Below are 21,728 nucleotides of genomic sequence, written 5' to 3' on the forward strand. Positions count from 1 at the left end.
CCATGATCGCTGACAACACGCCCGTCATCATCGGGGTAGGGCAAGCTTCGGAGCGCGTTGGCGAGCCGAACTATGAGGCGCTGTCCTACATGGATTTGGGCGGCCGGGCTTTGACCGCAGCCATTGGCAATGCGGGTACATCTGGCGATTTGGCGGGCTCGATTGATACGCTCGCAGCGATCCGGGCGTTTGAAATGTCGCGCCCCGGTAAAGAACCGCCCTTTGGCGGGCCGGACAATACTCCGGGTGCTTTGGCAAAGCGGGTTCAGGCTTCCCCGAAGCGGCTCATTCTGTCCCCTACAGGTGGCCAGACAAACCAGCAGTATGTTGGTGAATTTGCGACCGATATTGCGGCAGGTGACAGCCAGTGCGCAGTCATTGTCGGCTCGGAAGTGATTTCAACGGCGTTGGCGTTGGCTGCCAAGGGCGAGAAGCCTGACTGGTCCGAGAAAATTGGCGGCGAGTTCGAGGACCGCGGCTTTGGCTTGGATGGCATGATGGAGATGCAGCTTTTCGCGCATGGCGCGACCGGGGCGATCCCGCTTTATGCCATCGCCGAAAATGCGCGACGGGCGAAGCTTGGCAAGAGCTTGGAAGAGTACCGCCACGACATTGGCGAACTGTTCGAGCCATTCACCCGTGTTGCAGCGGCCAACCCGCATTCTGCCGCGCCCGTTGAACGCAGCGCTGAAGAGCTTGCGACAGTCACCGATCGCAACCGCATCGTGGCAGAGCCATACACACGAATGACTGTCGCGCGCGATCAGGTGAACCAGGCCGCAGCGATCATCATCGCCAGTGCTGGCCTTGCGCGAAAGCTAGGTGTGCCGGAGGACAAGTGGGTGCATATTCACTCTGTCACTGCTGCTACTGAACTGATGCTATCTGCGCGGCCTGACCTGTCCGCCAATCCAGCTTCAATTGCCTCGGTCGAAGCTGCACTGGATAGGTCGGGCAAAAGCATGGACGACATGCAATTCCTTGACTTCTATTCGTGTTTTGCGATCCCAGTTTTCAATCAATGCGATCACTTTGGGTTGGCTGCAGATGACCCGCGTGGTTTAACTTTGACTGGCGGCCTGCCGTTTTTCGGCGGGGCTGGGAATAACTATTCCGCGCATGCAATCTGCGAAGCGGTCGAGCGCGTGCGCGATAGCCGGGGTTCATATGCTCTGGTTGGAGCCAATGGTGGCTGGATGAGCAAATACGCCACCGGGATTTACTCGACTGAACCCGCAGACTGGTCTGCGAACGATCGGTTCGAGAAACTGCCGATGGCGGACAATGGCGTGCCGTGCAGCGATGCGCCGTTCGATAGCGCCACGGTCGAAAGCTACACCATCAACTTCAGCAAGACCGGCAGCGACGCCGTGTTCATCGGGCGAAATGCAGATGGTGAGCGCGTATGCGGCAACGCCGACCTTACCGACGAAGCCACCCGCGCCGCATTCGAAGGCGGTGAACCCTTCGGTGCGAAGCTGTCCGTCATACGGGACGAACGCGGGCGCAATATCGGCAAGCTTGCCTAATCGTTTTTGCGTTCGCCGCCGAGAAAATCGAGCGCGTCAAAGCCTTCGGGCGCTGGAACTTCCACTATCGGATCGTCGCGATCGTCGAATTCGGTGCGCAAGGCCCGGCTCATGATCGCATGCATATGATACATCGCGGTGGTGTACGTCAGCTCGAGGATTTCCTCGTCTGAGAATTGCTGTTTCAGCTCAGCGAATAAGACGTCGGGCACGCGCCCCTGATGCGAAACAAGACGGTCTGCGTATGCCAGCACGAGGCGTTCCTTCGCATCAAAACAAGTCGCAGTTTGCCACACCGGGATTGCTTCGATCTTGTCGTCGGGATAGGCGAGCCCGCGCAGGCTCTTGCAATGCTGCGAGAATACGAACTGGCTGCCCGTGGCCCATCCGGCCCAAGTCTGGCCTAGCTCGCGCAATACCGGATCCAGCTTGCGCGAAGGGTCACGGTAATAGGAAAAACCTTGCGCGGCGTGTTTCAATGTTGCGGGCGAATTAGCGAACACTGTCCACCAATCGCCCGGCGTGCCGGTTGCCGTGCCTGGCTCTGCCACTGGATCGCGATCCCCGAACAGCAATTGGTAAAGTGGCAATGCGACCTTTTCGTCAGCTTCAGCCTTGGGAACCTCTCTCAATCGGGGCATGATTCAGGCCTCCACTCTGTCGGCGGCTGTCGCGGGTTCATGCGCAACATCTTCTGGCCCGAAGTTTTTCGTCGTCGCCGCAAACTCCAGCATGATGCCATTGGGGTCAGTGAAATAGACGGAGCGGACGAACACGCCTGCGTGCTTTTCGCGCGCGACGCCCATCGGGCTATCGTCATGGTTTACGACAGCATGGGTGTGAGGGACACCGGCTTCCTCAAGCCGGACGAGCGCGGCTTCCAACTCGTCTTCTGGCATATCGAAAGCCAAGTGGTTCATAGACCCAACGGCGGTCTTCGCGTCCCCTGGAAAGCTTTTCACCGACGCAATTCCGGGGGCAGCGGGCGGGCCGTCCTCCCACCAGAAGAAAGCGACACTCGCGCCGCCGCCGCAGTCGAAGAAGAAGTGCTGTCCACCGCCCGGCAGTTCGACCGTTTTGAACAGCGGCATGTTGAGCACTTCGGTGTAGAAACGAACTGTTTCCTTCATGTCGCGACACACCAGCGCGATATGGTTGATACCCTTGGTCTTGATCATCTTGCTTTCTCCCGCCGTATTGGTGCACCGATCGGCATTGTCTTGCAATTGAGCAGATCAGATAGGTGGTGGCGCGTGCCTTGAGCCACGTCGGCCCCCGCTTTGACAAAACGGCCGAGTTCGCGTATTTAGTTACAAACGAAACTATATTGATTCTGACTGGACTAGGCCCATGAACACGCATCCATCTGACCTCTTCGACAACCCCGCTGGCCTTGATGGCTTTGAATTCGTGGAATTTTGTGCACCTGAGAAGGGGCAGCTTGAGCCGGTTTTCGAAGCGATGGGGTTCACGCATGTGGCTTCGCACCGTTCGAAAGACGTGCATCTGTGGCGCCAAGGCGGCATCAATCTGATCGCCAACTATGAGCCGCGCAGCGCCGCGTGGTACTTCGCGCGCGAGCACGGCCCCTCGGCATGCGGTATGGCTTTCCGTGTGCGCAACGCAGCGGCGGCTTGGGATCACCTGATGGAGCAGGGCGCAGAACCTGTCGCGGTCGAAACCGGTCCGATGGAACTCGCGATCCCGGCGATCCGCGGCATTGGCGGCGCGATCCTTTATCTGGTTGATCGTTACGAAGACGAGAATGGCGAGGGTCTGTCGATCTATGACATCGATTTCGAATATTTGCCCGGCGTTGAAAAACACCCTGAAGGCGCAGGCTTCAAGCTGATCGATCACCTGACGCACAACGTCTACACCGGCCGCATGAAGTACTGGGCCGACTATTACGAGAGCCTGTTCAATTTTCGCGAAATCCGATTCTTCGACATTAAAGGCGAGTATACCGGCCTCACGTCCAAGGCGCTGACTGCGCCTGACGGAAAGATCCGCATTCCGCTAAATGAGGAGGGCGAGGGCGGCAAAGGCCAGATCGAGGAATTCCTGCGAGAGTTCAACGGTGAAGGCATCCAGCATATCGCACTGATCTGCGATGATCTGGTCGCTTGCTGGGACCGTCTCAAAGACATGGGCGTCCCATTCATGACCGCGCCGCCTGCAACGTACTACGAGATGCTCGATGAGCGTCTGCCGGGCCACGGCGAGAATGCAGATGAGCTGAAGATGCGCGGCATTCTGCTCGACGGCACGACCGAGGGCGGTCAGCCGCGCTTGCTGCTGCAGATCTTCGCCGAAGCACAGGTTGGGCCGGTGTTCTTCGAATTCATTCAGCGCAAGGGTGACGATGGCTTTGGCGAAGGCAACTTCAAGGCGCTGTTCGAAAGCATAGAGCGTGACCAGATCGCGCGTGGTGTACTCGACACAAAGGCTGCGGAGCCTGCAGAATGACAGCAGCCATAAAGCCATCTGGCATCCATCATGCCGCCTATCGCTGCAAGGACGCGAAAGAAACCGTCGAATGGTATGGCCGCGTGCTGGGCATGGAATACACCACCGCCTTTGCCGAGGACCATGTTCCGTCGACAGGTGAGTATGATCCGTACATGCATGTCTTCCTTGATGCAGGGAACGGCAACATCCTTGCCTTTTTCGAGCTGCCTAATCAGCCGACCATGGGCCGCGATGAGAACACCCCGGCTTGGGTTCAGCACCTCGCCTTTCGTGTCGCATCGGAAGATGAATTGCTCGCTGCCAAGACGCATATCGAAGCACAAGGCATCGATGTGCTTGGCCCCACGCACCACGGCATCTTCAAATCGATCTATTTCTTTGACCCCAACGGCCACAGGGTTGAACTGGCGGCCGATATCGGCACGCAAGACCAGTACGATGAGCTGAAACGCGTTGCGCCCTTGATGCTCGACGAATGGAGCGAGACAAAGACAGCCCCGCGCCATGCCGATTGGCTGCATGAAATTGCGCGTGCGGAGCACGGCCTGGAATCTCGCGACTGAACTGAAGCCCAATCGGCTTCGCGATAAGACGAATCTTGTTGCGATACCATGCCTATGTTAACGTTCCCAAAACGAGTTTGGGAGCTCATGCACAATGTGGAATCCGACAATCGCTGTGGCGGCCTTGGCACTTATCGGCTTAAGCGCTGCTCCGCTATCTGCCGACCAGAATGTTCTTGCAGAACTTGATGCGCAACTTCCTGGAACGCTGGTCAACGACCCTACAAGGCTTGATTGGGAAAGTTATGGCAGCGATCTAGAGCGTAGCGTCGTTCAGGACGAGGCGATACCTGGCGGCGGCGTTGCTATCCGCTTCGATATCAAGCGGGCGGACGAGTTTATCTACGCTGCGGGGACCAATGTGCCTCTGACCAAAGCGGTTCGCCGTGGCGATACCATTACTATCGGGTTCTATGCCCGAGCGATTGGAGCACAGGCGGACGATGGCAAAGGCGTTCTGCGGGTTCGCTTCCAACAAAATGCGCCACCCTATCCCGGTTTTGGAGAAAAGACGCTTTCCATTAGCAACGATTGGGAATGGTACGAAGTAACCGCTGAGGCCGAGCAGACCTTGCGAAGGCAGGATGGAATCGTGGCTCTTCACTTCGGGCGCACACGCCAAGTGCTCGAAATTGGACAGACAATTGTGGTATCCGGGTCAGGTCGGATAGCTTCGGACGTCCCTGCAGCGCCAACTCAGCCCACAGCTGTGCCTGAGCCGAAGCCTGAGCCGACACCTATCCCTGTGGTTCGTGAAGAACCCTTGATCCCGGAAGCCTTGCAGGGTGCAGGCGAACTGCTCAATGATCCGCGGGGCAGCGATTGGCGGGTGGTTGGCGATATGGCGGCTGCAGAGCAGCGTGAAGAGCCAGCAATTTGGCTAAGCCGAGCAACCCGTTTCACCGTTTCTGCGCCAGCAGATGATCCTGGAGCGCTTTCTCTTGCGATTCCTCTGAATGTTTCGATTGAGCCTGGCGACAACCTGCTGATTGCAATTGCAGGACGCACGGAACAAGCGATCACGTCTGATCGTCTTGCGCGTGTTGATGCCAAGATTGACGACTTGGAACCGGGCCGTGGCAATTTCGCACAAGCTGTTTTCCCACTTGGCGAGGACTGGCAGCTGATCCGTCTGAGAGCCCGGTCACCGCGTGCTTATGCGCCCGGAAGCGCAGAGCTGGTGCTCAGCTTTGCTGGTTTTGCGCAAATCGTGGACATTGGTCCAGTCTACGTGTTCCGAACTGCTCCGACGAGCTAGGAACTCATCGCATTGTCCTATTTGGATTATTTGACCCGAATTTGAGAACGAGGCGCTTTCGGAAGACTAGTAATCGATCGACTGGCCGGGAGTCTGACAAATGATCATCATTCGCTCTTAGAAGCTATATTTTGTTGAGACCTGAATTTTCCGCATGTTGCCTGAACGTCCATCTTCCAGCGTGCGCTCCGCATACATATACTCCAGCCCAATGCTGAGAGGCGGGACAGGCGAATAGATGATGTTGGCCAGCGCATTCCAGCTTTCGTCTGTCACTTGATCGGTCGTCAAGAGGATCGGGTTATCCGCCTTGAAGTAAGAACCCGCGACAGTCGAACGCACCTTGTCACTCCAGAAGTGACGGTATGCGGCAAAGCCTGAGTAAGTGAAGATCGGATCAAGGTTACCGGCTGCGTCCAGCGCAGCGTCATTGACGATGTTCAGCCCGATATAGCGCCCAATTCCATCACCAGCTGTTGCCATGAAGCGTAGATCGTCGCGCGGACCAACCTTGAGTTTACCTGAAAGGCTAAGTCCGTAGCCTAGCGCGCTGTCGCTGCCCGTGCCGAAATCGTCATCGGTTATCCGCAAATTCCGAACAATGCCCGCGGCTGCCAGGCCACCCCAATCGCCGCTGAAGTTATATCGGGCCACTATGTCTGGCATGTTGTCATCGCCGGAAAGCACACGACCGCCGGTTGGTGAAGTGACTTCTGTTTCCGGTTGTTCGACTGCAATTTGCAGCCCGCCGTTTGTATAACGGATCATCGGCTGTCGGTCGAACACTGTGCCCGGCGTTGTCCCAATGAAATCAAGACTTTCTGGAAGCGAGCCTACGTTCTGGAACGTCGACCATGTTTGGCCGAAAAGCCAATTGTCGTAAGATATAAATGCCTGGCGAAGTCGCGGTTCGTAACTGTTCGAAACACGCTCGTTTCCGCCGCCCGTCACCATGAAATCGAGCTCGATCTGCGAATTCAGCGTGTGCTCTGCGCCTACATCAGTCGCAGTCTTGAAAATGAACCGCGTTTGCCGCGCACTGAAGTCTGTATCGAAGCCTGAAGATTCCCCGCCGATCGGGATCGCTCCGGGGATCAGGAAGTCGCGCACAATACTGCCGCTTTCAACGTCGCCGCCGCTGAACCTCTGAGCGATGGCATCAAGCTTCACGTACCCAGCGTATGAGACGGTCGTGTTGCCCACACGAAAGCCCTTGTCTTCCTGTTTCTTTGGTTCCGCGATTTGCGCGGCGAGCTCAGCCTGGCGTTGCTGTAAGGCCCGCGTTTCATTCAATGCTTGTTGAACCTGCGCTGTGTTCTCTGCTTGAGAGCTTTCCATCGCGCCTTTGTCCTGATCCATTCGCTCAAGCAGCGCCGAAACCATTGCTTCAAGCCGGTCGAGGCGTTCTTCGACAGAGGCCTCTTGCGCGGCTGCAGGGGCGGCAACAAGATAGCTCGCAGCGAGCAAAGCGATGCGAAAAGGCTTGCGGTAAGCGGCAATTGTCATGGATACTCCCTCCCATCCATCTATTTGCGAACAAGATGGCTGTAGAAAGAGCTGCCGCCCATCTGGACAATGGTCGTAAGACGTTTGTCTGACAGATCGGCAATAGAGAAAGGGGCTATAGGAAATGACTGGCAGGAGGATTCAAACCATGAACGGCACCGTCAATGATTTCGTTATGCGCCCCGATCAGTCGCACGCCACACACTGCATTTCAGAACAGTACGATGCAATGTATCAGCGATCGATCGAAGATCCCGATGGGTTCTGGCTTGGCCAGTCTGAACGGCTGAATTGGATACAGGCGCCAACCAAAGGAGGCGAATGGTCGTATGACCCTGTCGATATCAAATGGTTTGCCGATGGCTCACTCAACCTGTGTTTCAATGCAGTTGATCGCCATGTCGAAGCAGGGCGCGGCGACACGACAGCGCTGATTTTCGAACCAGACGATCCTGCAACACCGGGGCGCAGTCTGACGTACGGCGAGCTGCAGACCGAAGTGGTGCAGATGGCAAACGCCTTGAAGGCGCTCGGCGTAAAGAAAGGCGACCGTGTCACGATTTATATGCCGATGGTGATCGAAGGCGTGCTGGCTATGCTGGCGTGCGCGCGGATTGGCGCAATTCATTCTGTTGTGTTCGGGGGCTTCTCGCCAGAAGCCTTGGGCGGCCGTATTACCGACTGTGGCAGCCGTTTCGTCGTGACCGCCGATACCGGCCTGCGCGGGGGCAAAACTGTGCCGCTTAAGGCCAACGTTGATGCAGCGCTGGCTCTTGATGGAGTTGAAGTCGATGGCGTGCTGGTGGTCAAACATACCGGAACCGAGGTCGGCATGACCGCTGGTCGCGACCACTGGTACAGCGACCTCAAGTCTGATGCAGAATGTCCGTGCGAGGAAATGAACGCGGAAGATCCGCTGTTTATCCTCTACACCTCTGGTTCCACGGGTAAGCCAAAGGGCGTGCTGCACACCACTGGCGGCTACGGCGTTTGGACCGCGACCACTTTCAACTACATTTTTGACTACCAGCCAGGTGAGGTCTTCTGGTGTACAGCGGATATCGGCTGGGTCACCGGACACAGCTATATTGTTTACGGTCCGCTGATGAACGGCGCGACGCAGATCGTTTTCGAAGGCGTCCCAAACTATCCCGATCACGGCCGCTTCTGGGACGTGGTGGACAAGCACAAGGTCAATATTCTTTACACCGCGCCCACGGCAATCCGTGCCTTGATGCGCGAAGGTGATGATTTCGTAACCAGCCGGGATCGCTCTTCCTTGCGCTTGCTTGGTTCAGTTGGTGAACCGATCAACCCCGAAGCTTGGCGCTGGTACTTTGATGTAGTCGGCGATGGGCGCTGCCCGATAATCGACACCTGGTGGCAAACTGAAACCGGCGGTTGCATGATTACGACGCTACCCGGCGCGCATGACATGAAGCCTGGAAGCGCTGGCAAGCCGTTCTTCGGAGTTCAGCCACAATTGGTCGACAACGAAGGTGGTGTGCTGGAAGGCGCAACCGATGGAAACCTATGCATTACAGCCAGTTGGCCGGGACAGGCACGAACTGTCTACGGCGATCACGAACGCTTTGAGCAAACCTATTTCAGCACCTACAAGGGTAAGTACTTTACCGGTGATGGATGCCGCCGCGATGCGGATGGATACTACTGGATCACAGGCCGGGTAGACGATGTGATCAATGTCTCTGGCCACCGCATGGGCACAGCTGAAGTCGAAAGTGCGCTGGTGCTGCACGACCTTGTCGCTGAGGCCGCAGTGGTTGGCTATCCGCACGATATCAAGGGCCAGGGTATCTATTGCTACGTCACCTTGAATGCAGACGCCGAAGCCTCTGACGAGCTGGCGAAGGAACTTCGTCTGCACGTTCGCAAAGAAATTGGTCCTATCGCAACGCCAGACCACATCCATTTGACCCCCGCCTTGCCCAAGACTCGTTCTGGCAAGATCATGCGGCGGATCCTCCGGAAGATCGCTGAGAACGATTTTGGATCGCTTGGTGACACATCTACGCTTGCGGATCCGAGTGTAGTTGAGAATTTGATCGAAGGGCGGCAGAACCGCTGACCATGTCTGAGCGGATCATCATTGCGGACGACCATCCGCTGTTTCGGACCGCATTAAGTCACGCGGTGGGGAAGGTTTGGCCTGATGCGGAAGTGGTTGAGGCCAATTCAGCCGCCGCCGCGCGTCTCGAGCTGGAGCGGGGCGGTGATGGCCTGTTGCTTGATCTGCACATGGAAGATTCCAACGGGTTGAGCGTGCTGATGGACTTGCGTCAGGATTTTCCCGCGCTTCCAATTGTGATCGTATCCGCCAGCGAAGAACCGCGTGTCTATGCTGCCGCGAGCCAGCTTGGTGCGGCGGCATTCATCCCGAAATCAGCCAGCCTGGAGCAGATGCGAGACGCGCTCGCTGCGGTGAAAGAAGGGGACAATTGGTTCCCTGACACCGAAGAGGGGACCGATGATGACCTGGCCGCAATCGCTAGCCTGACTCCCGCCCAGCGACGTATTCTGGGGCAGATGAAAGCTGGTTTGCTAAATAAGCAGATTGCGTATGAGCTCGACATCAGCGAGGCGACCGTCAAGGCACACATTACGGCAATCTTCCGCAAGCTAGGCGTTGTCAGTCGCACACAAGCGGTCTTGCTTGCAACGAAACTCGATGTCGAACAGCCGACCGCCGAATCCGCTTCGCTCTAATCGACTGACGCGACTTTCCTTCGAGCCGCGCAGTCGGCAATCAAAGCGCGCAATGCGGCAGGTGACGATGGTTTGAGGAGCCGATTGGCCTGCATCCGTTCTGCTGCAGCCTCAGTCTCCTCTCCCGCTTCAGCGGTCAGGAGTATCGCCGGTGGACGATCTCCCCACGCACAGCAAAGTGTTTCGTAGACGGAGTCGCCGCGGTCCTCGCCATCAAGTCGGAAGTCCATTATGACAATATCCGGTGCTTGCGGGCTAACGTTTCGCGCCTCTTCTTCACCAGCTGCGACGGTGACGTCCAAGCCCCACTTGGCGAGCAAAGCAGCGGTCGCATTGAGCGCCGCAGGATCGTTGTCCACCACCAAAACACGCGCGCCCTCTAGGGTAGTGGATCGCGCGGCCTTGGACGGCTTCGGCCGTCTCGCGTGCCAGCTGTCGACTGGAACATGCAAGGCAAAGCGGCTTCCAATGCCAGGCTTCGATGTGGTCTCGATGTGGATGTCCAACAGATTTGCGATCCTGCGTACGATAGCGAGGCCGAGCCCTAAACCTTCGTGATCCTTTGATGAAGCGCGCTGAAATTCTTCAAAGATCTGATCAACATCGTCTTCCGCAATCCCCCGCCCCGAGTCGTAGACGCAAATCAATGCCTCACCTCCAACGCGCCGCACACCGATCAGAGCGCCGCCGCGCTCGGTGTAGCGGATCGCGTTGCTGAGTAGGTTGCGTAGTATGCTTGTAAGCAAGGCGCGGTCGGTCTTTATCCAAGCGCTGGTGTGCACACGGCGCAGCCGCAAACCCTTCGCCTCGGCCTGCATGGCAAACTCGCGGACAAGCTCGTCAAACACATCGTCCAGAGCGATCAGATCAATCTTGGGCTCAATGCCGCCGCCATCAAGCTTCGAAATATCCAGTAACGCCCGGATCAGTCTGTCCGCAGACGCAATCGATCCATCCAGATCCTTAACCAAGCGGCTTAAACCTCGCTTGCTGCCCACTTCCTCGCCCAGAGCAGAGGCAAACAATCGGGCTGCGTTCAGCGGTTGGATCAGATCATGGCTGGCTGCCGCAAGAAAGCGTGTTTTCGACCGTGTCGCCTTTTCAAGCGCCTCGTTAGCTTCGCTTAGCTGGGTCGTTCGCTCGATCACTTTCTCTTCGAGCGCCTGTTCAGCGCGCCGGTCAGCTGTGATGTCTGTGTAGGATGTCACATAGCCGCCGCCTGGGGCCGGATTGCCCATGATCCGCATGATCCGTCCATCGTGCTGCTCACGCTCGGCACGGTGCTTGCGGCCGGCGCGCATGTGATCAAGCCGACGCAACACATGCTCTGAAATCTCGCTCTCAGGCATTTCACTTTCGCGCATATTGTGTTCGATGAGTCGTGCGATCGGCGTTCCTACGCTGACCAGCTCATCGGGAAGGCCAAACATTTCCTGATAGCGATTGTTCCACGCCACCAACTTCATTTCAGCGTCGACCAATGCGACACCTTGGTCGATGTTTTCGATGGCGATTTGGAGAAGCTCGCCATTGAAAGACAAGCGCCGGTTTGTCTCGTCAAACATGGCCATGATGTGATCGAGCGGAACCGGCTCACCCTCACTCCATGAACTGACCAACATACGTGCAGACGAACTGCCGATCACGCCTGCGATCCTTCGCTCAGCCATTGCGACCACTTCGTCATTGGCCGGATCAGAATCTCGGTACGTTTGTCGAATCGCCTTCAATGCCTCGCGTGCCTGCTCCTGTCCGATAAACTGCGCCAACAGCAGCCGGATGTCGGCAATCCTCTTGCGCGTTGCCAAGGCAGTCGCTGCGCCGGGTGCCCGCGCGCCGGCAAAAGCAGCAGCTTGTGTCGCATCGACCAGCGTTGGTGGAACCAGAGCCGACCCCATCCAATACGCGCCCACGTTGATGCCAAGGCTGATCAAAACTCCGGAAACGAGGTTGTCAGGATGAATGGAAATGATCGGTTCAGACCCGGTCGCAGCGGGCACGATAAGCAATAGCAACCATGCAGCGAAACCAGCACTGAGCCCTGAAAGCATGCCAATGCGGTTGCCCGCGCGGCTGAGCACACCCAGCAGCAAACCAGGAGCGAATTGCGCAGCAGCAGCAAACGCCAAAGTTCCAAGACCCGCCAGACTCGTGACAGCACCAAATCCCAAGTAGAAGAGATAGGCCAGCACCAAGAGCACGCCGATTACGACGCGGCGAATGGTAACCAGCCTTTGCGCAAGGAAAGCTCGGTCGCGCGCTCCGCTCAGCTCTCTGCGAAAAACCAAGGGAGCGATAAGATCGTTCGTGATCATCGTTGACAACGCCACACTCGCGACCACGATCATCCCCGCAGATGCTGAGAATCCTCCGATGAACACCAACAACGCCATAGCTTCGTTCCCGCTCGCGAGAGGCAAGGCCATAACTATGGAATCCGGATTAGTTTCTGTTGGCAGGAAAGCAGAACCCGCGAGTACGATCGGAACGATGACGAGCGAGATTATCAGAAGGTAAGCCGGAAAAACCCAGCGCATGGCTGGGCTTGCGCGATCTTGATGCGCTTCGACGAAGGTCATGTGGAATTGGCGTGGCAGACATAGTACCGCGCACGCAGCAATCAGGGTGAGCACGGCGAAACGGGCGTCGAATTGATCGAGTGAGAAGACCGAGCCAGCTGCCATTTGCGCCGTTGGGTCCGAGGCACTCGACAAAGAGAAAAGAGCCAGTGCCGCGACCGCAAGCAGTGCCAAAAGTTTCACCACAGACTCGATTGCAATCGTAAGGACTAATCCCGTGTTGTCTCCCGCACGATCCGCGCGCCGTGAGCCAAACATGATCGCAAAAAGGGCCATCAACCCGGCAGTCAGCAGGACCATCTCATTGAGTGCAACGGCGGAGCGCAAACCGTCGTCCAGCATCAAGAGCGAGCTGCCAACCGATTGTAATTGCAACGCCATGTAGGGAAGCGAGCCGATCGTTGCGATGATTGTCACCAGTGCAGCGACGCTCGCGCTCTTTCCATACCGTGCTGACAAAAAGTCCGCGATCGACGTCGAATGCTGCACTTTCGCCTGTGCGAGAATTCTGCGCACCAAGCCGTGGCCTAGAGTGAAGATCAGGATCGGACCGAGGTAAATCGGAAGATAGTGCCAACCTGCAGTTGCCGCAGATCCGACCCCACCGAAGAATGTCCAGCTCGTGCAGTAGACCGCAAGCGAAAGGCCGTAGACCAGGCCAGAATTCCTGACCACCCACCCTTCAGTCTGTTTGTCGCGGCGCGCAGCGATCCAAAACAAGAAAGCCAAATACATCGTCGCGGCAGCGATCGCAGCCCCGAACAGCATGCGCATCTCCCCTCACCCAAAAGCAAAGCTACTGATATTGCATCGCCATGCAAGAGCCACCCGAATGCAAAAAGGGAGGCAGCGCGTGAAAGCACTGCCTCCCTCTTGCTTGAACCACCGTGCGGATCAGTGTGCGTGTGCGTCCCCGGCGCCGCGCGGTACCCGGATCGAGTCCACAAGCTTGCGGATTTCGATCGGCGGGCTTGCAGTCAATCTAGAGACCACGATGGCTACCGCGAAATTCAGCACCATGCCAATCACGCCGATGCCTTCCGGGGAAATGCCCAGCAGCCAGTTGTCCGCTACATTCGCAGCCGGGTTCATCAACTTGAAGTAGAAGATGTAGCTGAATGTGAAAGCAAGACCTGTGACCATGCCAGCAATCGCGCCTTCCTTGTTCATGCGCTTGGAGAAGATGCCCATGAAGATCGCTGGGAACAGGCTGGCTGCAGCCAGTCCGAAGGCGAATGCTACCACCTGTGCCACCCATCCCGGCGGATAGATGCCGAGGTAGCCCGCGATAACGATGGCTGCGGTAGCGGCTACGCGTGCTGCCAGCAGTTCACCTTTTTCGGATATATCTGGCTTGAAGGTGGACTTGAGCAAGTCATGGCTGACCGAGCTCGAAATCACCAACAACAGGCCTGCAGCAGTGGATAGCGCAGCGGCCAAGCCGCCAGCTGCTACCAATGCAATCACCCAGCCTGGCAAATTACCGATTTCCGGATTGGCCAGCACCATGATGTCGCGGTCAACATAGACTTCGTTTGCGCTGTCCGCGATCGGCGTATTGGTGACGATGCGCTCGCCTGAGGGGCCAGTTCCTTCGCCGAACGCCGGTGCGCCTTCAAACGCGTTGCCAGCGCGGTATTGCATCACACCATCGCCATTCTTGTCCTGAAACGCGATCAGATCGTTCGATTCCCAGTTCTTGAACCAGTCTGGCGCTTGCGAATACTCAGTCTCATTCACTGTATCGATGAAATTGATGCGAGCGAATGCGCCCACTGCTGGTGCCGTGGTGTAAAGCAGCGCGATGAAGATCAGCGCCCAGCCCGCCGATTTGCGCGCGTCCGATGCCTTTGGCACAGTGAAAAAGCGCACGATGACATGCGGCAGCCCGGCAGTGCCAACCATCAGGGCCAGCGTAATGCAGAAAACGTCGATCATGCTCTTCGAGCCGTCAGTGTATTCTCCAAAGCCCAAATCGAGCAGGACCAGGTTTAACTTCTCAAGCACGTATAGCCCCGAACCATCCGCGACTTGCGAGCCGAGGCCTAGCTGCGGAATAGGGTTGCCGGTGATCATGAAGCTTAAGAAGAATGCCGGTACCATGTACGCAAAGATCAGCACGCAATACTGGGCAACCTGCGTATAGGTGATACCTTTCATGCCACCCAGCACTGCGTAGATAAACACGATACCCATGCCGATGATGACACCCATCGTGATGGGCACGTCAAGGAAGCGCGAGAATACGATCCCGACGCCGCGCATCTGCCCGGCTATGTAAGTAAAGCTGATAAAGATCAGGCAAATCACCGCGACCACGCGCGCAGCCTTCGAATAGTACCGCGTACCAATGAAATCCGGCACAGTGAATTGACCAAACTTGCGAAGATATGGTGCGAGCAAGAGTGCCAACATCACATAGCCGCCGGTCCACCCCATGAGGTAAACCGAGGCATCATAGCCCAAGAAGGCGATAAGACCGGCCATGGATATGAAGCTGGCGGCGCTCATCCAGTCTGCAGCGGTAGCCATGCCGTTTACGACGGGATTGACGCCACCGCCTGCGACGTAGAATTCCTTTGTCGAGCCGGCCCGGCTCCAAAGCGCAATTCCGATATAGAGTGCGAAGCTGAGGCCGACGAAAATATAGATCAGTGTTTGGGTTTCCATGATCGCCTCCTCAATCGTCCAGATCGTATTTGCGCTCGATCTTCCGCATCTTGACGACGTAATAGAAGATCAGACCGATGAAGATGTAGATTGAGCCTTGTTGCGCAAACCAGAAGCCCAGCGGGTAACCGCCGAGCATGAACTGATCGAGGAAATCCCTGAACAGGATTCCCGCGCCAAACGAACACACAAACCAGATGCTCATGAGTGTCACGAGCAAGCGAATGTTCTCTTTCCAGTAGGCGCCTTCGGCCGCGCTTGTTTCCGCGCCTTCGGCATCATTCGGTGTTGGTTGTTCCATCACTCCCCTCCGTTTCTGCGCGGAACATTCCCGCAGCTTTGGCCCAGAGGCTAAGTCGGAGGTAAGGAATAGGCGAGAGCGACTTTAGTCTTAAGCGACTAGAGATAGCGCTCGAGCGATCCGAGTAAGGTATCTTCGCCCATCCTTGAGAGCTGTGCTTGGAAGAGTTCTGCGGCGGCGAGTGCATCGGTGAGCGCATCGTGCGCAGCGTATTCCGGCAGACCATAGCGCGCACGGCAAGCACCCAGGCGATACACACCCTGACCGATCAGGTTCGGTGCAAGTTTGCGCTCAAGCTCTAATGTGCAAATCGTACGGACAGGCAAAGCCACCCCATACAGCGATTTGGTAATCCGTTGCAGGGCGGACCGTTCGATTCCAGCCGCATGAGCCACAACAACACGGCCCGCTAAACTACTGATAAGACGAGAGACAACTTCGCGCGGGCGCGCACCTTCGCTAGCCCGATCCACGCCGATCCCGTGAACGGTTACCGCTTCACGATCAAGTTCGCGATAGCTTCGAATGTCATACACTTCCGCATTTGCCATCGCGATGTTCCGCCCCGCGAATGGTATCCAACCTGCCTGAAGCAAATGGGCTTCCCGTGTGAGGCCGTCCAGCTCAAAATCGAGTGCCAGAAGTGGTGCGTTCCGCACCGACATCGAAGGATCGGGCCAGTCCGATTCAGCATAACTTGCAAGCAATGGGTCATTCGCTTCGGTCAGCTTCCGCAATGCCCGCTCAAACCGCCATCTCGCTAACACTTCAAGCGATCCCGCCTGCAAAGTTGCGGCGGAGCGAATCGAGCCCGCTGCGAACCACTGAAAAAGCGTCCTTGAGATAATCCCGCTCAAGCGAAGAAAGATCGCCAGGCGCAATCAAATTGTCCGGCGTGTCGCCTCTCTGCACTTGACGCGCCTGATGGGCGATCCGCATTTCGTTGACGAGTAGCATCGCGTCTTCAAGGCTTTGCGCATCGTCCACATTCATCTTGCCCGCGGCGGCAAGCGCGCGAAGACGATCAATTGTGCTTACTTCACTTAGTCCGTTGGCCAGCGCGTGCGTGCGTGCAATATCTACGATTGGCATGATCGCTTGTCGTTTGGCATCGAAGACTTTCTGTCCGTCATCGGTGGTGTCGAGGACGAGATTCCTGAAGATGCCAAGCGGAATTCTGCTCCGTAGTGCGTCGCGCGCAAGATAGCTCACGAACAATGGGCTATCTTTGAAAATGTTGACATTGTCCTCCTGAACGCGGCGCGTCAGCGTTGGATCACCGTGTACATGCCGCATGTCGAAGAAGATCGTGGCGCGCAGTATGCGGTCTTCGTCAGGCCGCTCAATCCACGTGGCATAGCGCTCTTGCCAGGCGCTGGCTGTGCGGCGTTGCTCGGCATTTTTTGCCATGATCCCGCCTTTGCAATAGACGTAACCGCAGCCATCAAGAATGTCGGATATGCGCGTACCCAAACGTTCGAAGTAAGAAAAATCATCTTCCTTCGCCGCATCATCGATTACCAGGCCATTGTCCTGATCTGAACCGACCAATTGCTCGTTTCGCGCAAGAGAGCCAAACACCACCAGAGAGTACGGCACAGGAGGCGGGCCCAGCTCGTCTTCAGCGAGCTCTGCCGCACGGCGGTGCACAGCTTCACCCAGGGCGGATGTGAAACGCATCGCATGGCTGGCCTGAACACCAGAGGACACCATCGCAGCAAAGCTTTCCGGGATTTGTCGAGAGGCACTTTTCAGCTCCTCTGTGCTTCTCGCCCGAGCAATTGCCATACCGGCATCAATCGCGTTGTTGCCAAGGTATGCGAGTATGTCTGTCGCACTGAGGATTCCGGCTAACTTGCCATCTGCCGTCAGCAACGGAATGTGGCGAAAGCCGCCCGAGGCCATCATGGCCATCGCTTCTGCTACGCTCGCTTCCCCGGACAACGTTCGCGGATTTTCTGTCATGACAGCGCTGATCGATCGATCCAGCGGTGTTTCAACGGCGACCACTCGGCTTCGCAGGTCCTTGTCCGTAAAAATGCCAATCAACAGCTCACCATTGCATACGGCCAGAGTGCTGACATTACGTTCCGCCATTAATTGGGCCGCTTGGCGAATAGTTGTTTCTGGGGGACACGAGACAGGCTTGGCGTGTTTCACCAGATCCTGAAGCGATGCGCGGTCGAGTTGTAGCGACTGCGCTTTGCGTTGACGCTCCAGAGCATGTCGAATGCGGGTGTTCTCGTCCTGCGCATAGTACTCCCGAAACCGCGGGACCTGCTCACGCAAGCGGTGGAAGTGCTCCGCCGGAATTGCGTAAAGCAACGTATCTTCAAGCGCGATAGTAGTATTTCTGATGTCGCCGCCTCGCAGCAACGAAGGATACGCAAAACTTGCGCCTGCACTCAGGCGAGCGGTCAGTTCCTCGCCCGCGAGCCGCAGTTCGACCGCACCAGATCGCACGATATAGAGAAATTCATTTTGTCCTCCGCTCTCCAGTACCGTTTCGCCTGAGCGGAAATAGGTAACGCCTATGGAGCGCGACAGAATGGCGATATCGCTCTCATCCAAAGCATCAAATGGCGCGATGCCCCTCAAGAAGCCCGCAATCTCTAAAATCTCACCCACCATATGCCCGACTGTATCCGATTTGGTGCGTTATGTGTCTAAGACTTTCTGACAACATTGCATCGTCATCGATGCATGTCGTCTCTCCCTCCTTTTTTAGAGTCCACCATGACTGCTGCGAGCCAGCGGGTTTTCTGTGGGGCACTGCTGCGTATTGCTCGCCTTGTCATCGAGCGACTTACGTATTCTTCCGAGGCTGTGGATCTCGTGAAGCAAGGTTAGGATTGCCAAAACTAAGTGAGAGCATTCCTATGTCATTCGCAAAATTAGCCATAATTGCTGCACCGCTCAGTGCCCCTTTGATTGCCAGCGCGGCGATTGATGAAGGGTGGCAAGCAGAACGAATGATCGAAATTGCTCTACCGCCTTGTTCGGGAGAACTCAGTCTGGTGCAGGATGCCGGGGAAGGGCGCGTTCTTGTGATACGCTGCGCAGGTACGGACGGCTGGGAAAGGAACTTTGCCAGCTCCGACCCCAGCTGACTTTCCCTGCCACCCTCGCGACTGTCACATAGACGTATTCGTGCAGACTGTTATTGAGGCCTCCCGACTCAAAGGAGGCCATAGGCATCTGTATGACTGATTACCCCCAACTCGAACTTCTTATAGGCGGCGAAGCAATTGGCGCGGCGGCGCGTGACACCATTGAGGTGCTGAACCCCGCAACAGGCGAAGCCATGGCCGCTCTACCAAAGGCGACAGCGGCCGATCTCGATGCGGCGTTGGAGGCAGCTTCGAACGGCTTCAAGAGCTGGCGCGCAACATCAGCCGACGAACGCGAAGCCGTGCTGCGCAAGGGCGCTGCGCTGATCCGTGAGCGCGCCAAGGACATTGGCGCTGCGATTACGCGAGAGCAGGGCAAGCCGTTCAAAGAGGCGGTTGGCGAGACAATCTACTGCGCGATGCTGCTCGAATTCTACGCCGGGGAATGCAAACGACTGTATGGCCGCACATTGGTGCGTCCGGATGGGCAACGCGTCGAAGTACGGCATGAACCCGTTGGCCCGGTCGCCGGCTTCTCGGCATGGAACTTCCCTGCATTGAATGTGATGCGCAAGGTAGGCGGTCCGCTGGCGGCCGGTTGCTCGGTCATTGTTAAGCCGTCAGAAGAAACGCCGGCCGGCGGGCTTGGTATTGTCAAAGCGCTGCATGACGCGGGCGTGCCCGGTCAGGTGTTGCAATGCGTCTTTGGCGTTCCATCGGACATCAGCGAACACCTGCTGGCATCGTCTGTGATCCGCAAGGTCACCTTCACTGGTTCGACAGCGGTCGGCAAACATCTCGCGAAGCTTGCTGCAGAGGATCTGAAGCGCACTACGATGGAGCTGGGTGGTCACGGGCCAGTCCTGATCTTTAACGACGCTGATGTCGACAAGGCGCTGGATACTATGGCTGGCAACAAGTTCCGTAACGCTGGCCAGGTCTGCGTCAGCCCGACGCGTTTTCTGGTTGAAGAAGATGTGTTCGAACGGTTCCGCGACGGTTTTGTTGAACGTGCCAAAGCTGTAACAGTTGGCGACGGAATGGATGCCGATACGCAGATGGGCCCGATGGCAAGTCAGCGTGGTCCCGACGGAATTCAGGCCAAGCTTGCGGACGCGCTGGACAAAGGCGCGAAGCTTGAAACTGGCGGTAACCGCATTGGCAATCAGGGCTTCTTCCATGAACCGACAGTACTTTCCGAAGTGCCCTTGGGTGCGGAGATCATGAATGAAGAACCGTTCGGTCCGGTCGCGCTGATCAACCCAATGAAGGGTGAAGCGGCGATGGTCGAGGAGGCCAACCGGTTGCCCTATGGTTTGGCCGCATACGCTTGGACTCAGGATGCTGCGCGCCGCATGCGCATGGCAAGCGAGATCGAAGCGGGTATGATTGCTATTAATGGCGGCACGGTCAGCGCAGCCGATGCGCCATTTGGCGGCGTGAAGTGGTCGGGCTATGGTCTTGAAGATGGCGCCGAGGGCGTGACAGCCTGCATGGTTTCAAAAACTGTGCACGAAAGCGCTTAGCGCACCGCCGCAGGGGAGGGTATTATGAAGACGCGTGCAGCCGTAGCCTTTGAAGCGAAGAAGCCACTAGAGATTGTCGAGCTAGACCTTGAAGGGCCGAAAGAAGGCGAAGTGCTGGTCGAAATCATGGCGACCGGCATTTGCCACACCGATGCCTACACACTCGACGGTTTCGACAGCGAGGGCATATTTCCCTCAATCCTTGGCCACGAAGGCGCTGGAATTGTACGTGAAGTCGGCGCTGGCGTTACCAGTGTGGCTGTGGATGATCACGTTGTCCCTGCCTACATCCCTGAATGCCGCCAGTGCAAAAGCTGCCTAAGCCGCAAGACCAATCTTTGCACTGCGATCCGCGATACACAGGGCAAAGGTGTGATGCCCGATGGCACCTCTCGCTTCAGCTACAAAGGCGAGACGATCTATCACTACATGGGTTGTTCGACCTTTTCGAACTTCACAGTCCTGCCAGAGATTGCCGCTGCGAAGATCCGCAAGGACGCTCCGTTTGACACCGCGTGCTACACTGGCTGCGGGGTCACGACTGGCATCGGTGCTGTGATCAACAACGCTGAGGTTGAGCCCGGTTCAACCGTGGTGGTTTTCGGACTGGGCGGCATTGGGCTCAATGTCATTCAGGGTGCGGTACTGGCGGGGGCAACGCAGATCGTCGGCGTTGATATCAATTCGGACAAGGCCCAATGGGGCGAACGTTTTGGCATGACGCATTTCGTCAATCCAAAGGACGTGGGCAATCTGGTTGAGCATCTGGTCAATCTGACCGGCGGCGGCGCGGATTATTCGTTCGATTGCACCGGCAATACCGATGTGATGCGCGATGCGCTGGAATGCTGCCACCGGGGCTGGGGCATCAGTGTCATCATCGGCGTGGCCGAAGCGGGCAAGGAAATCAGCACGCGGCCGTTCCAGCTGGTGACGGGGCGCGTTTGGAAGGGCTCTGCCTTTGGCGGCGCTCGTGGTCGGACCGACATCCCCAAGATGGTCGATTGGTACATGAACGGGAAGATCGAGATTGATCCGATGATCACTCACCGGCTCAGCCTTGAGGAAATCAACAAGGGTTTTGATATGATGCATGCGGGTGAGAGCATCCGTAGCGTGGTTGTGTATTGATGACAGACAAGGTCAACTTGGAACAGAAATTCGGGCTGTTTCACGAACAGTGGTCACCCAAGATTGTAGCGCGCTTCAACGATAATGAGGTCCGACTTTGCAAACTTGAGGGTGAGTATCACTGGCATCATCATGCTGATACCGACGAGATGTTTCTGGTGGTTGATGGCGAACTGGAGATCGATTTCGAAGATCGCACAGAGACGCTGGCTGCCGGCGAAATGATTGTTGTTCCTGCCGGAACAGAGCATCGCCCGCGGGCCGCAAAAGGCGAAGCCAAAGTGTTCGTCATGGATGCTGAAGGGACGCCGAATAGTGGCGATGAAGCGACTGCGACAAAGGCGGTTGAGCTCTAG

18 protein-coding genes are annotated in these 21,728 nt (G+C 56.9%); 10 read left to right on the forward strand and 8 right to left on the reverse strand.

All coding sequences use genetic code 11. The features are described 5' to 3' along the window. The first annotated feature begins 2 nt into the window (after nucleotides 1–2). Nucleotides 3–1,529: an acetyl-CoA acetyltransferase gene (locus A6F69_RS05415; protein ID WP_067598354.1), complete on the forward strand. Its 1,527-nt coding sequence runs from the start codon at nucleotides 3–5 to the stop codon at nucleotides 1,527–1,529. On the opposite strand, the gene A6F69_RS05420 is transcribed toward A6F69_RS05415, so the two are convergent. Both A6F69_RS05420 and A6F69_RS05425 read right to left on the reverse strand, forming a co-directional pair. Continuing rightward, nucleotides 1,526–2,170 carry a carboxymuconolactone decarboxylase family protein gene (locus A6F69_RS05420; RefSeq protein WP_067598357.1) on the reverse strand — a complete coding sequence of 215 codons (645 nt, stop codon included), beginning with the start codon at nucleotides 2,168–2,170 and terminating at the stop codon, nucleotides 1,526–1,528. The two genes, A6F69_RS05415 and A6F69_RS05420, sit on opposite strands and share 4 nt — an antisense overlap. 3 nt (nucleotides 2,171–2,173) lie before the next feature. Next, entirely contained in the window at nucleotides 2,174–2,707 is a 534-nt protein-coding gene (locus A6F69_RS05425) for a VOC family protein (protein ID WP_067602563.1), read from the reverse strand. 172 nt (nucleotides 2,708–2,879) lie between these two features. Between A6F69_RS05425 and hppD the strand changes: the two genes are divergently transcribed. From hppD to A6F69_RS05440, 3 genes are all read left to right on the forward strand, one after another. Beyond that, on the forward strand, nucleotides 2,880–3,998 hold the full coding sequence (hppD, locus tag A6F69_RS05430; protein WP_067598360.1) for a 4-hydroxyphenylpyruvate dioxygenase: 1,119 nt from the start codon (nucleotides 2,880–2,882) through the stop codon (nucleotides 3,996–3,998). Then, a complete protein-coding gene (locus A6F69_RS05435) occupies nucleotides 3,995–4,564 on the forward strand; it encodes a VOC family protein (RefSeq protein WP_067598363.1) in 570 nt (189 codons plus the stop codon). Before hppD ends, A6F69_RS05435 begins: the two co-directional genes overlap by 4 nt. A 94-nt stretch (nucleotides 4,565–4,658) precedes the next feature. Continuing rightward, nucleotides 4,659–5,822 (forward strand): hypothetical protein, encoded by a 1,164-nt coding sequence (locus A6F69_RS05440; RefSeq protein WP_067598366.1) that lies wholly within the window; start codon nucleotides 4,659–4,661, stop codon nucleotides 5,820–5,822. 117 nt (nucleotides 5,823–5,939) lie between these two features. On the opposite strand, the gene A6F69_RS05445 is transcribed toward A6F69_RS05440, so the two are convergent. Continuing rightward, complete coding sequence (locus A6F69_RS05445; protein WP_067598370.1) at nucleotides 5,940–7,328, reverse strand: DcaP family trimeric outer membrane transporter; 1,389 nt, start codon at nucleotides 7,326–7,328, stop codon at nucleotides 5,940–5,942. Nucleotides 7,329–7,476: 148 nt separating this feature from the next. Between A6F69_RS05445 and acs the strand changes: the two genes are divergently transcribed. Continuing rightward, complete coding sequence (gene acs / locus A6F69_RS05450; protein WP_067598373.1) at nucleotides 7,477–9,417, forward strand: acetate--CoA ligase; 1,941 nt, start codon at nucleotides 7,477–7,479, stop codon at nucleotides 9,415–9,417. A gap of 2 nt (nucleotides 9,418–9,419) precedes the next feature. Continuing rightward, nucleotides 9,420–10,055 (forward strand): response regulator transcription factor, encoded by a 636-nt coding sequence (locus A6F69_RS05455; protein WP_083984702.1) that lies wholly within the window; start codon nucleotides 9,420–9,422, stop codon nucleotides 10,053–10,055. Here A6F69_RS05455 and A6F69_RS05460 read toward each other — a convergent pair. From A6F69_RS05460 to A6F69_RS05480, 5 genes are all read right to left on the reverse strand, one after another. Then, nucleotides 10,052–13,402 (reverse strand): hybrid sensor histidine kinase/response regulator, encoded by a 3,351-nt coding sequence (locus A6F69_RS05460; protein WP_083984842.1) that lies wholly within the window; start codon nucleotides 13,400–13,402, stop codon nucleotides 10,052–10,054. The two genes, A6F69_RS05455 and A6F69_RS05460, sit on opposite strands and share 4 nt — an antisense overlap. Nucleotides 13,403–13,528: 126 nt before the next feature. Next, complete coding sequence (locus A6F69_RS05465; RefSeq protein ID WP_067598382.1) at nucleotides 13,529–15,304, reverse strand: sodium:solute symporter family protein; 1,776 nt, start codon at nucleotides 15,302–15,304, stop codon at nucleotides 13,529–13,531. A 10-nt stretch (nucleotides 15,305–15,314) separates the two neighbouring features. Continuing rightward, on the reverse strand, nucleotides 15,315–15,605 hold the full coding sequence (locus A6F69_RS05470) for a DUF4212 domain-containing protein (RefSeq protein ID WP_067598385.1): 291 nt from the start codon (nucleotides 15,603–15,605) through the stop codon (nucleotides 15,315–15,317). Nucleotides 15,606–15,703: 98 nt separating this feature from the next. After that, nucleotides 15,704–16,342, reverse strand: a complete 639-nt coding sequence (locus A6F69_RS05475) for an exonuclease domain-containing protein (RefSeq protein ID WP_144573752.1) — start codon at nucleotides 16,340–16,342, stop codon at nucleotides 15,704–15,706. Between the two features lie 31 nt (nucleotides 16,343–16,373). Continuing rightward, nucleotides 16,374–18,236 carry a DUF294 nucleotidyltransferase-like domain-containing protein gene (locus tag A6F69_RS05480; RefSeq protein ID WP_067598391.1) on the reverse strand — a complete coding sequence of 621 codons (1,863 nt, stop codon included), beginning with the start codon at nucleotides 18,234–18,236 and terminating at the stop codon, nucleotides 16,374–16,376. Nucleotides 18,237–18,484: 248 nt separating this feature from the next. On the opposite strand from A6F69_RS05480, the gene A6F69_RS05485 reads away from it, so the two are divergent. The 4 genes from A6F69_RS05485 to A6F69_RS05500 all read left to right on the forward strand — a co-directional run bounded on the left by A6F69_RS05485 (nucleotide 18,485) and on the right by A6F69_RS05500 (nucleotide 21,728). After that, the gene (locus tag A6F69_RS05485) at nucleotides 18,485–18,715 is read left to right on the forward strand and encodes a hypothetical protein (RefSeq protein WP_067598394.1); all 231 of its coding nucleotides are present in this window, start codon (nucleotides 18,485–18,487) and stop codon (nucleotides 18,713–18,715) included. 92 nt (nucleotides 18,716–18,807) lie between these two features. Beyond that, complete coding sequence (locus tag A6F69_RS05490; RefSeq protein ID WP_067598397.1) at nucleotides 18,808–20,241, forward strand: NAD-dependent succinate-semialdehyde dehydrogenase; 1,434 nt, start codon at nucleotides 18,808–18,810, stop codon at nucleotides 20,239–20,241. Nucleotides 20,242–20,265: 24 nt separating this feature from the next. Further along, nucleotides 20,266–21,372, forward strand: a complete 1,107-nt coding sequence (locus A6F69_RS05495) for an S-(hydroxymethyl)glutathione dehydrogenase/class III alcohol dehydrogenase (RefSeq protein WP_067598400.1) — start codon at nucleotides 20,266–20,268, stop codon at nucleotides 21,370–21,372. After that, nucleotides 21,372–21,728, forward strand: a complete 357-nt coding sequence (locus A6F69_RS05500; RefSeq protein ID WP_067598402.1) for a cupin domain-containing protein — start codon at nucleotides 21,372–21,374, stop codon at nucleotides 21,726–21,728. The genes A6F69_RS05495 and A6F69_RS05500 overlap by 1 nt, the downstream gene beginning before the upstream one ends.

This window comes from Altererythrobacter ishigakiensis (genome assembly GCF_001663155.1).
In the GTDB taxonomy this organism is placed as follows: Bacteria; Pseudomonadota; Alphaproteobacteria; order Sphingomonadales; family Sphingomonadaceae; genus Erythrobacter; species Erythrobacter ishigakiensis.

Coding starts and splice junctions, on each gene's coding strand:
- A6F69_RS05420 (WP_067598357.1), bottom strand. CDS start 2,170: ATGCCCCGATTGAGAGAGGTTCCCAAGGCTGAAGCTGACGAAAAGGTC.
- A6F69_RS05455 (WP_083984702.1), top strand. CDS start 9,420: ATGTCTGAGCGGATCATCATTGCGGACGACCATCCGCTGTTTCGGACC.
- A6F69_RS05435 (WP_067598363.1), top strand. CDS start 3,995: ATGACAGCAGCCATAAAGCCATCTGGCATCCATCATGCCGCCTATCGC.
- A6F69_RS05440 (WP_067598366.1), top strand. CDS start 4,659: ATGTGGAATCCGACAATCGCTGTGGCGGCCTTGGCACTTATCGGCTTA.
- A6F69_RS05460 (WP_083984842.1), bottom strand. CDS start 13,402: ATGCTGTTCGGGGCTGCGATCGCTGCCGCGACGATGTATTTGGCTTTC.
- A6F69_RS05425 (WP_067602563.1), bottom strand. CDS start 2,707: ATGATCAAGACCAAGGGTATCAACCATATCGCGCTGGTGTGTCGCGAC.
- A6F69_RS05495 (WP_067598400.1), top strand. CDS start 20,266: ATGAAGACGCGTGCAGCCGTAGCCTTTGAAGCGAAGAAGCCACTAGAG.
- acs (WP_067598373.1), top strand. CDS start 7,477: ATGAACGGCACCGTCAATGATTTCGTTATGCGCCCCGATCAGTCGCAC.
- A6F69_RS05415 (WP_067598354.1), top strand. CDS start 3: ATGATCGCTGACAACACGCCCGTCATCATCGGGGTAGGGCAAGCTTCG.
- A6F69_RS05500 (WP_067598402.1), top strand. CDS start 21,372: ATGACAGACAAGGTCAACTTGGAACAGAAATTCGGGCTGTTTCACGAA.
- A6F69_RS05485 (WP_067598394.1), top strand. CDS start 18,485: ATGTCATTCGCAAAATTAGCCATAATTGCTGCACCGCTCAGTGCCCCT.
- A6F69_RS05470 (WP_067598385.1), bottom strand. CDS start 15,605: ATGGAACAACCAACACCGAATGATGCCGAAGGCGCGGAAACAAGCGCG.
- A6F69_RS05445 (WP_067598370.1), bottom strand. CDS start 7,328: ATGACAATTGCCGCTTACCGCAAGCCTTTTCGCATCGCTTTGCTCGCT.
- A6F69_RS05490 (WP_067598397.1), top strand. CDS start 18,808: ATGACTGATTACCCCCAACTCGAACTTCTTATAGGCGGCGAAGCAATT.
- hppD (WP_067598360.1), top strand. CDS start 2,880: ATGAACACGCATCCATCTGACCTCTTCGACAACCCCGCTGGCCTTGAT.
- A6F69_RS05480 (WP_067598391.1), bottom strand. CDS start 18,236: ATGGTGGGTGAGATTTTAGAGATTGCGGGCTTCTTGAGGGGCATCGCG.
- A6F69_RS05465 (WP_067598382.1), bottom strand. CDS start 15,304: ATGGAAACCCAAACACTGATCTATATTTTCGTCGGCCTCAGCTTCGCA.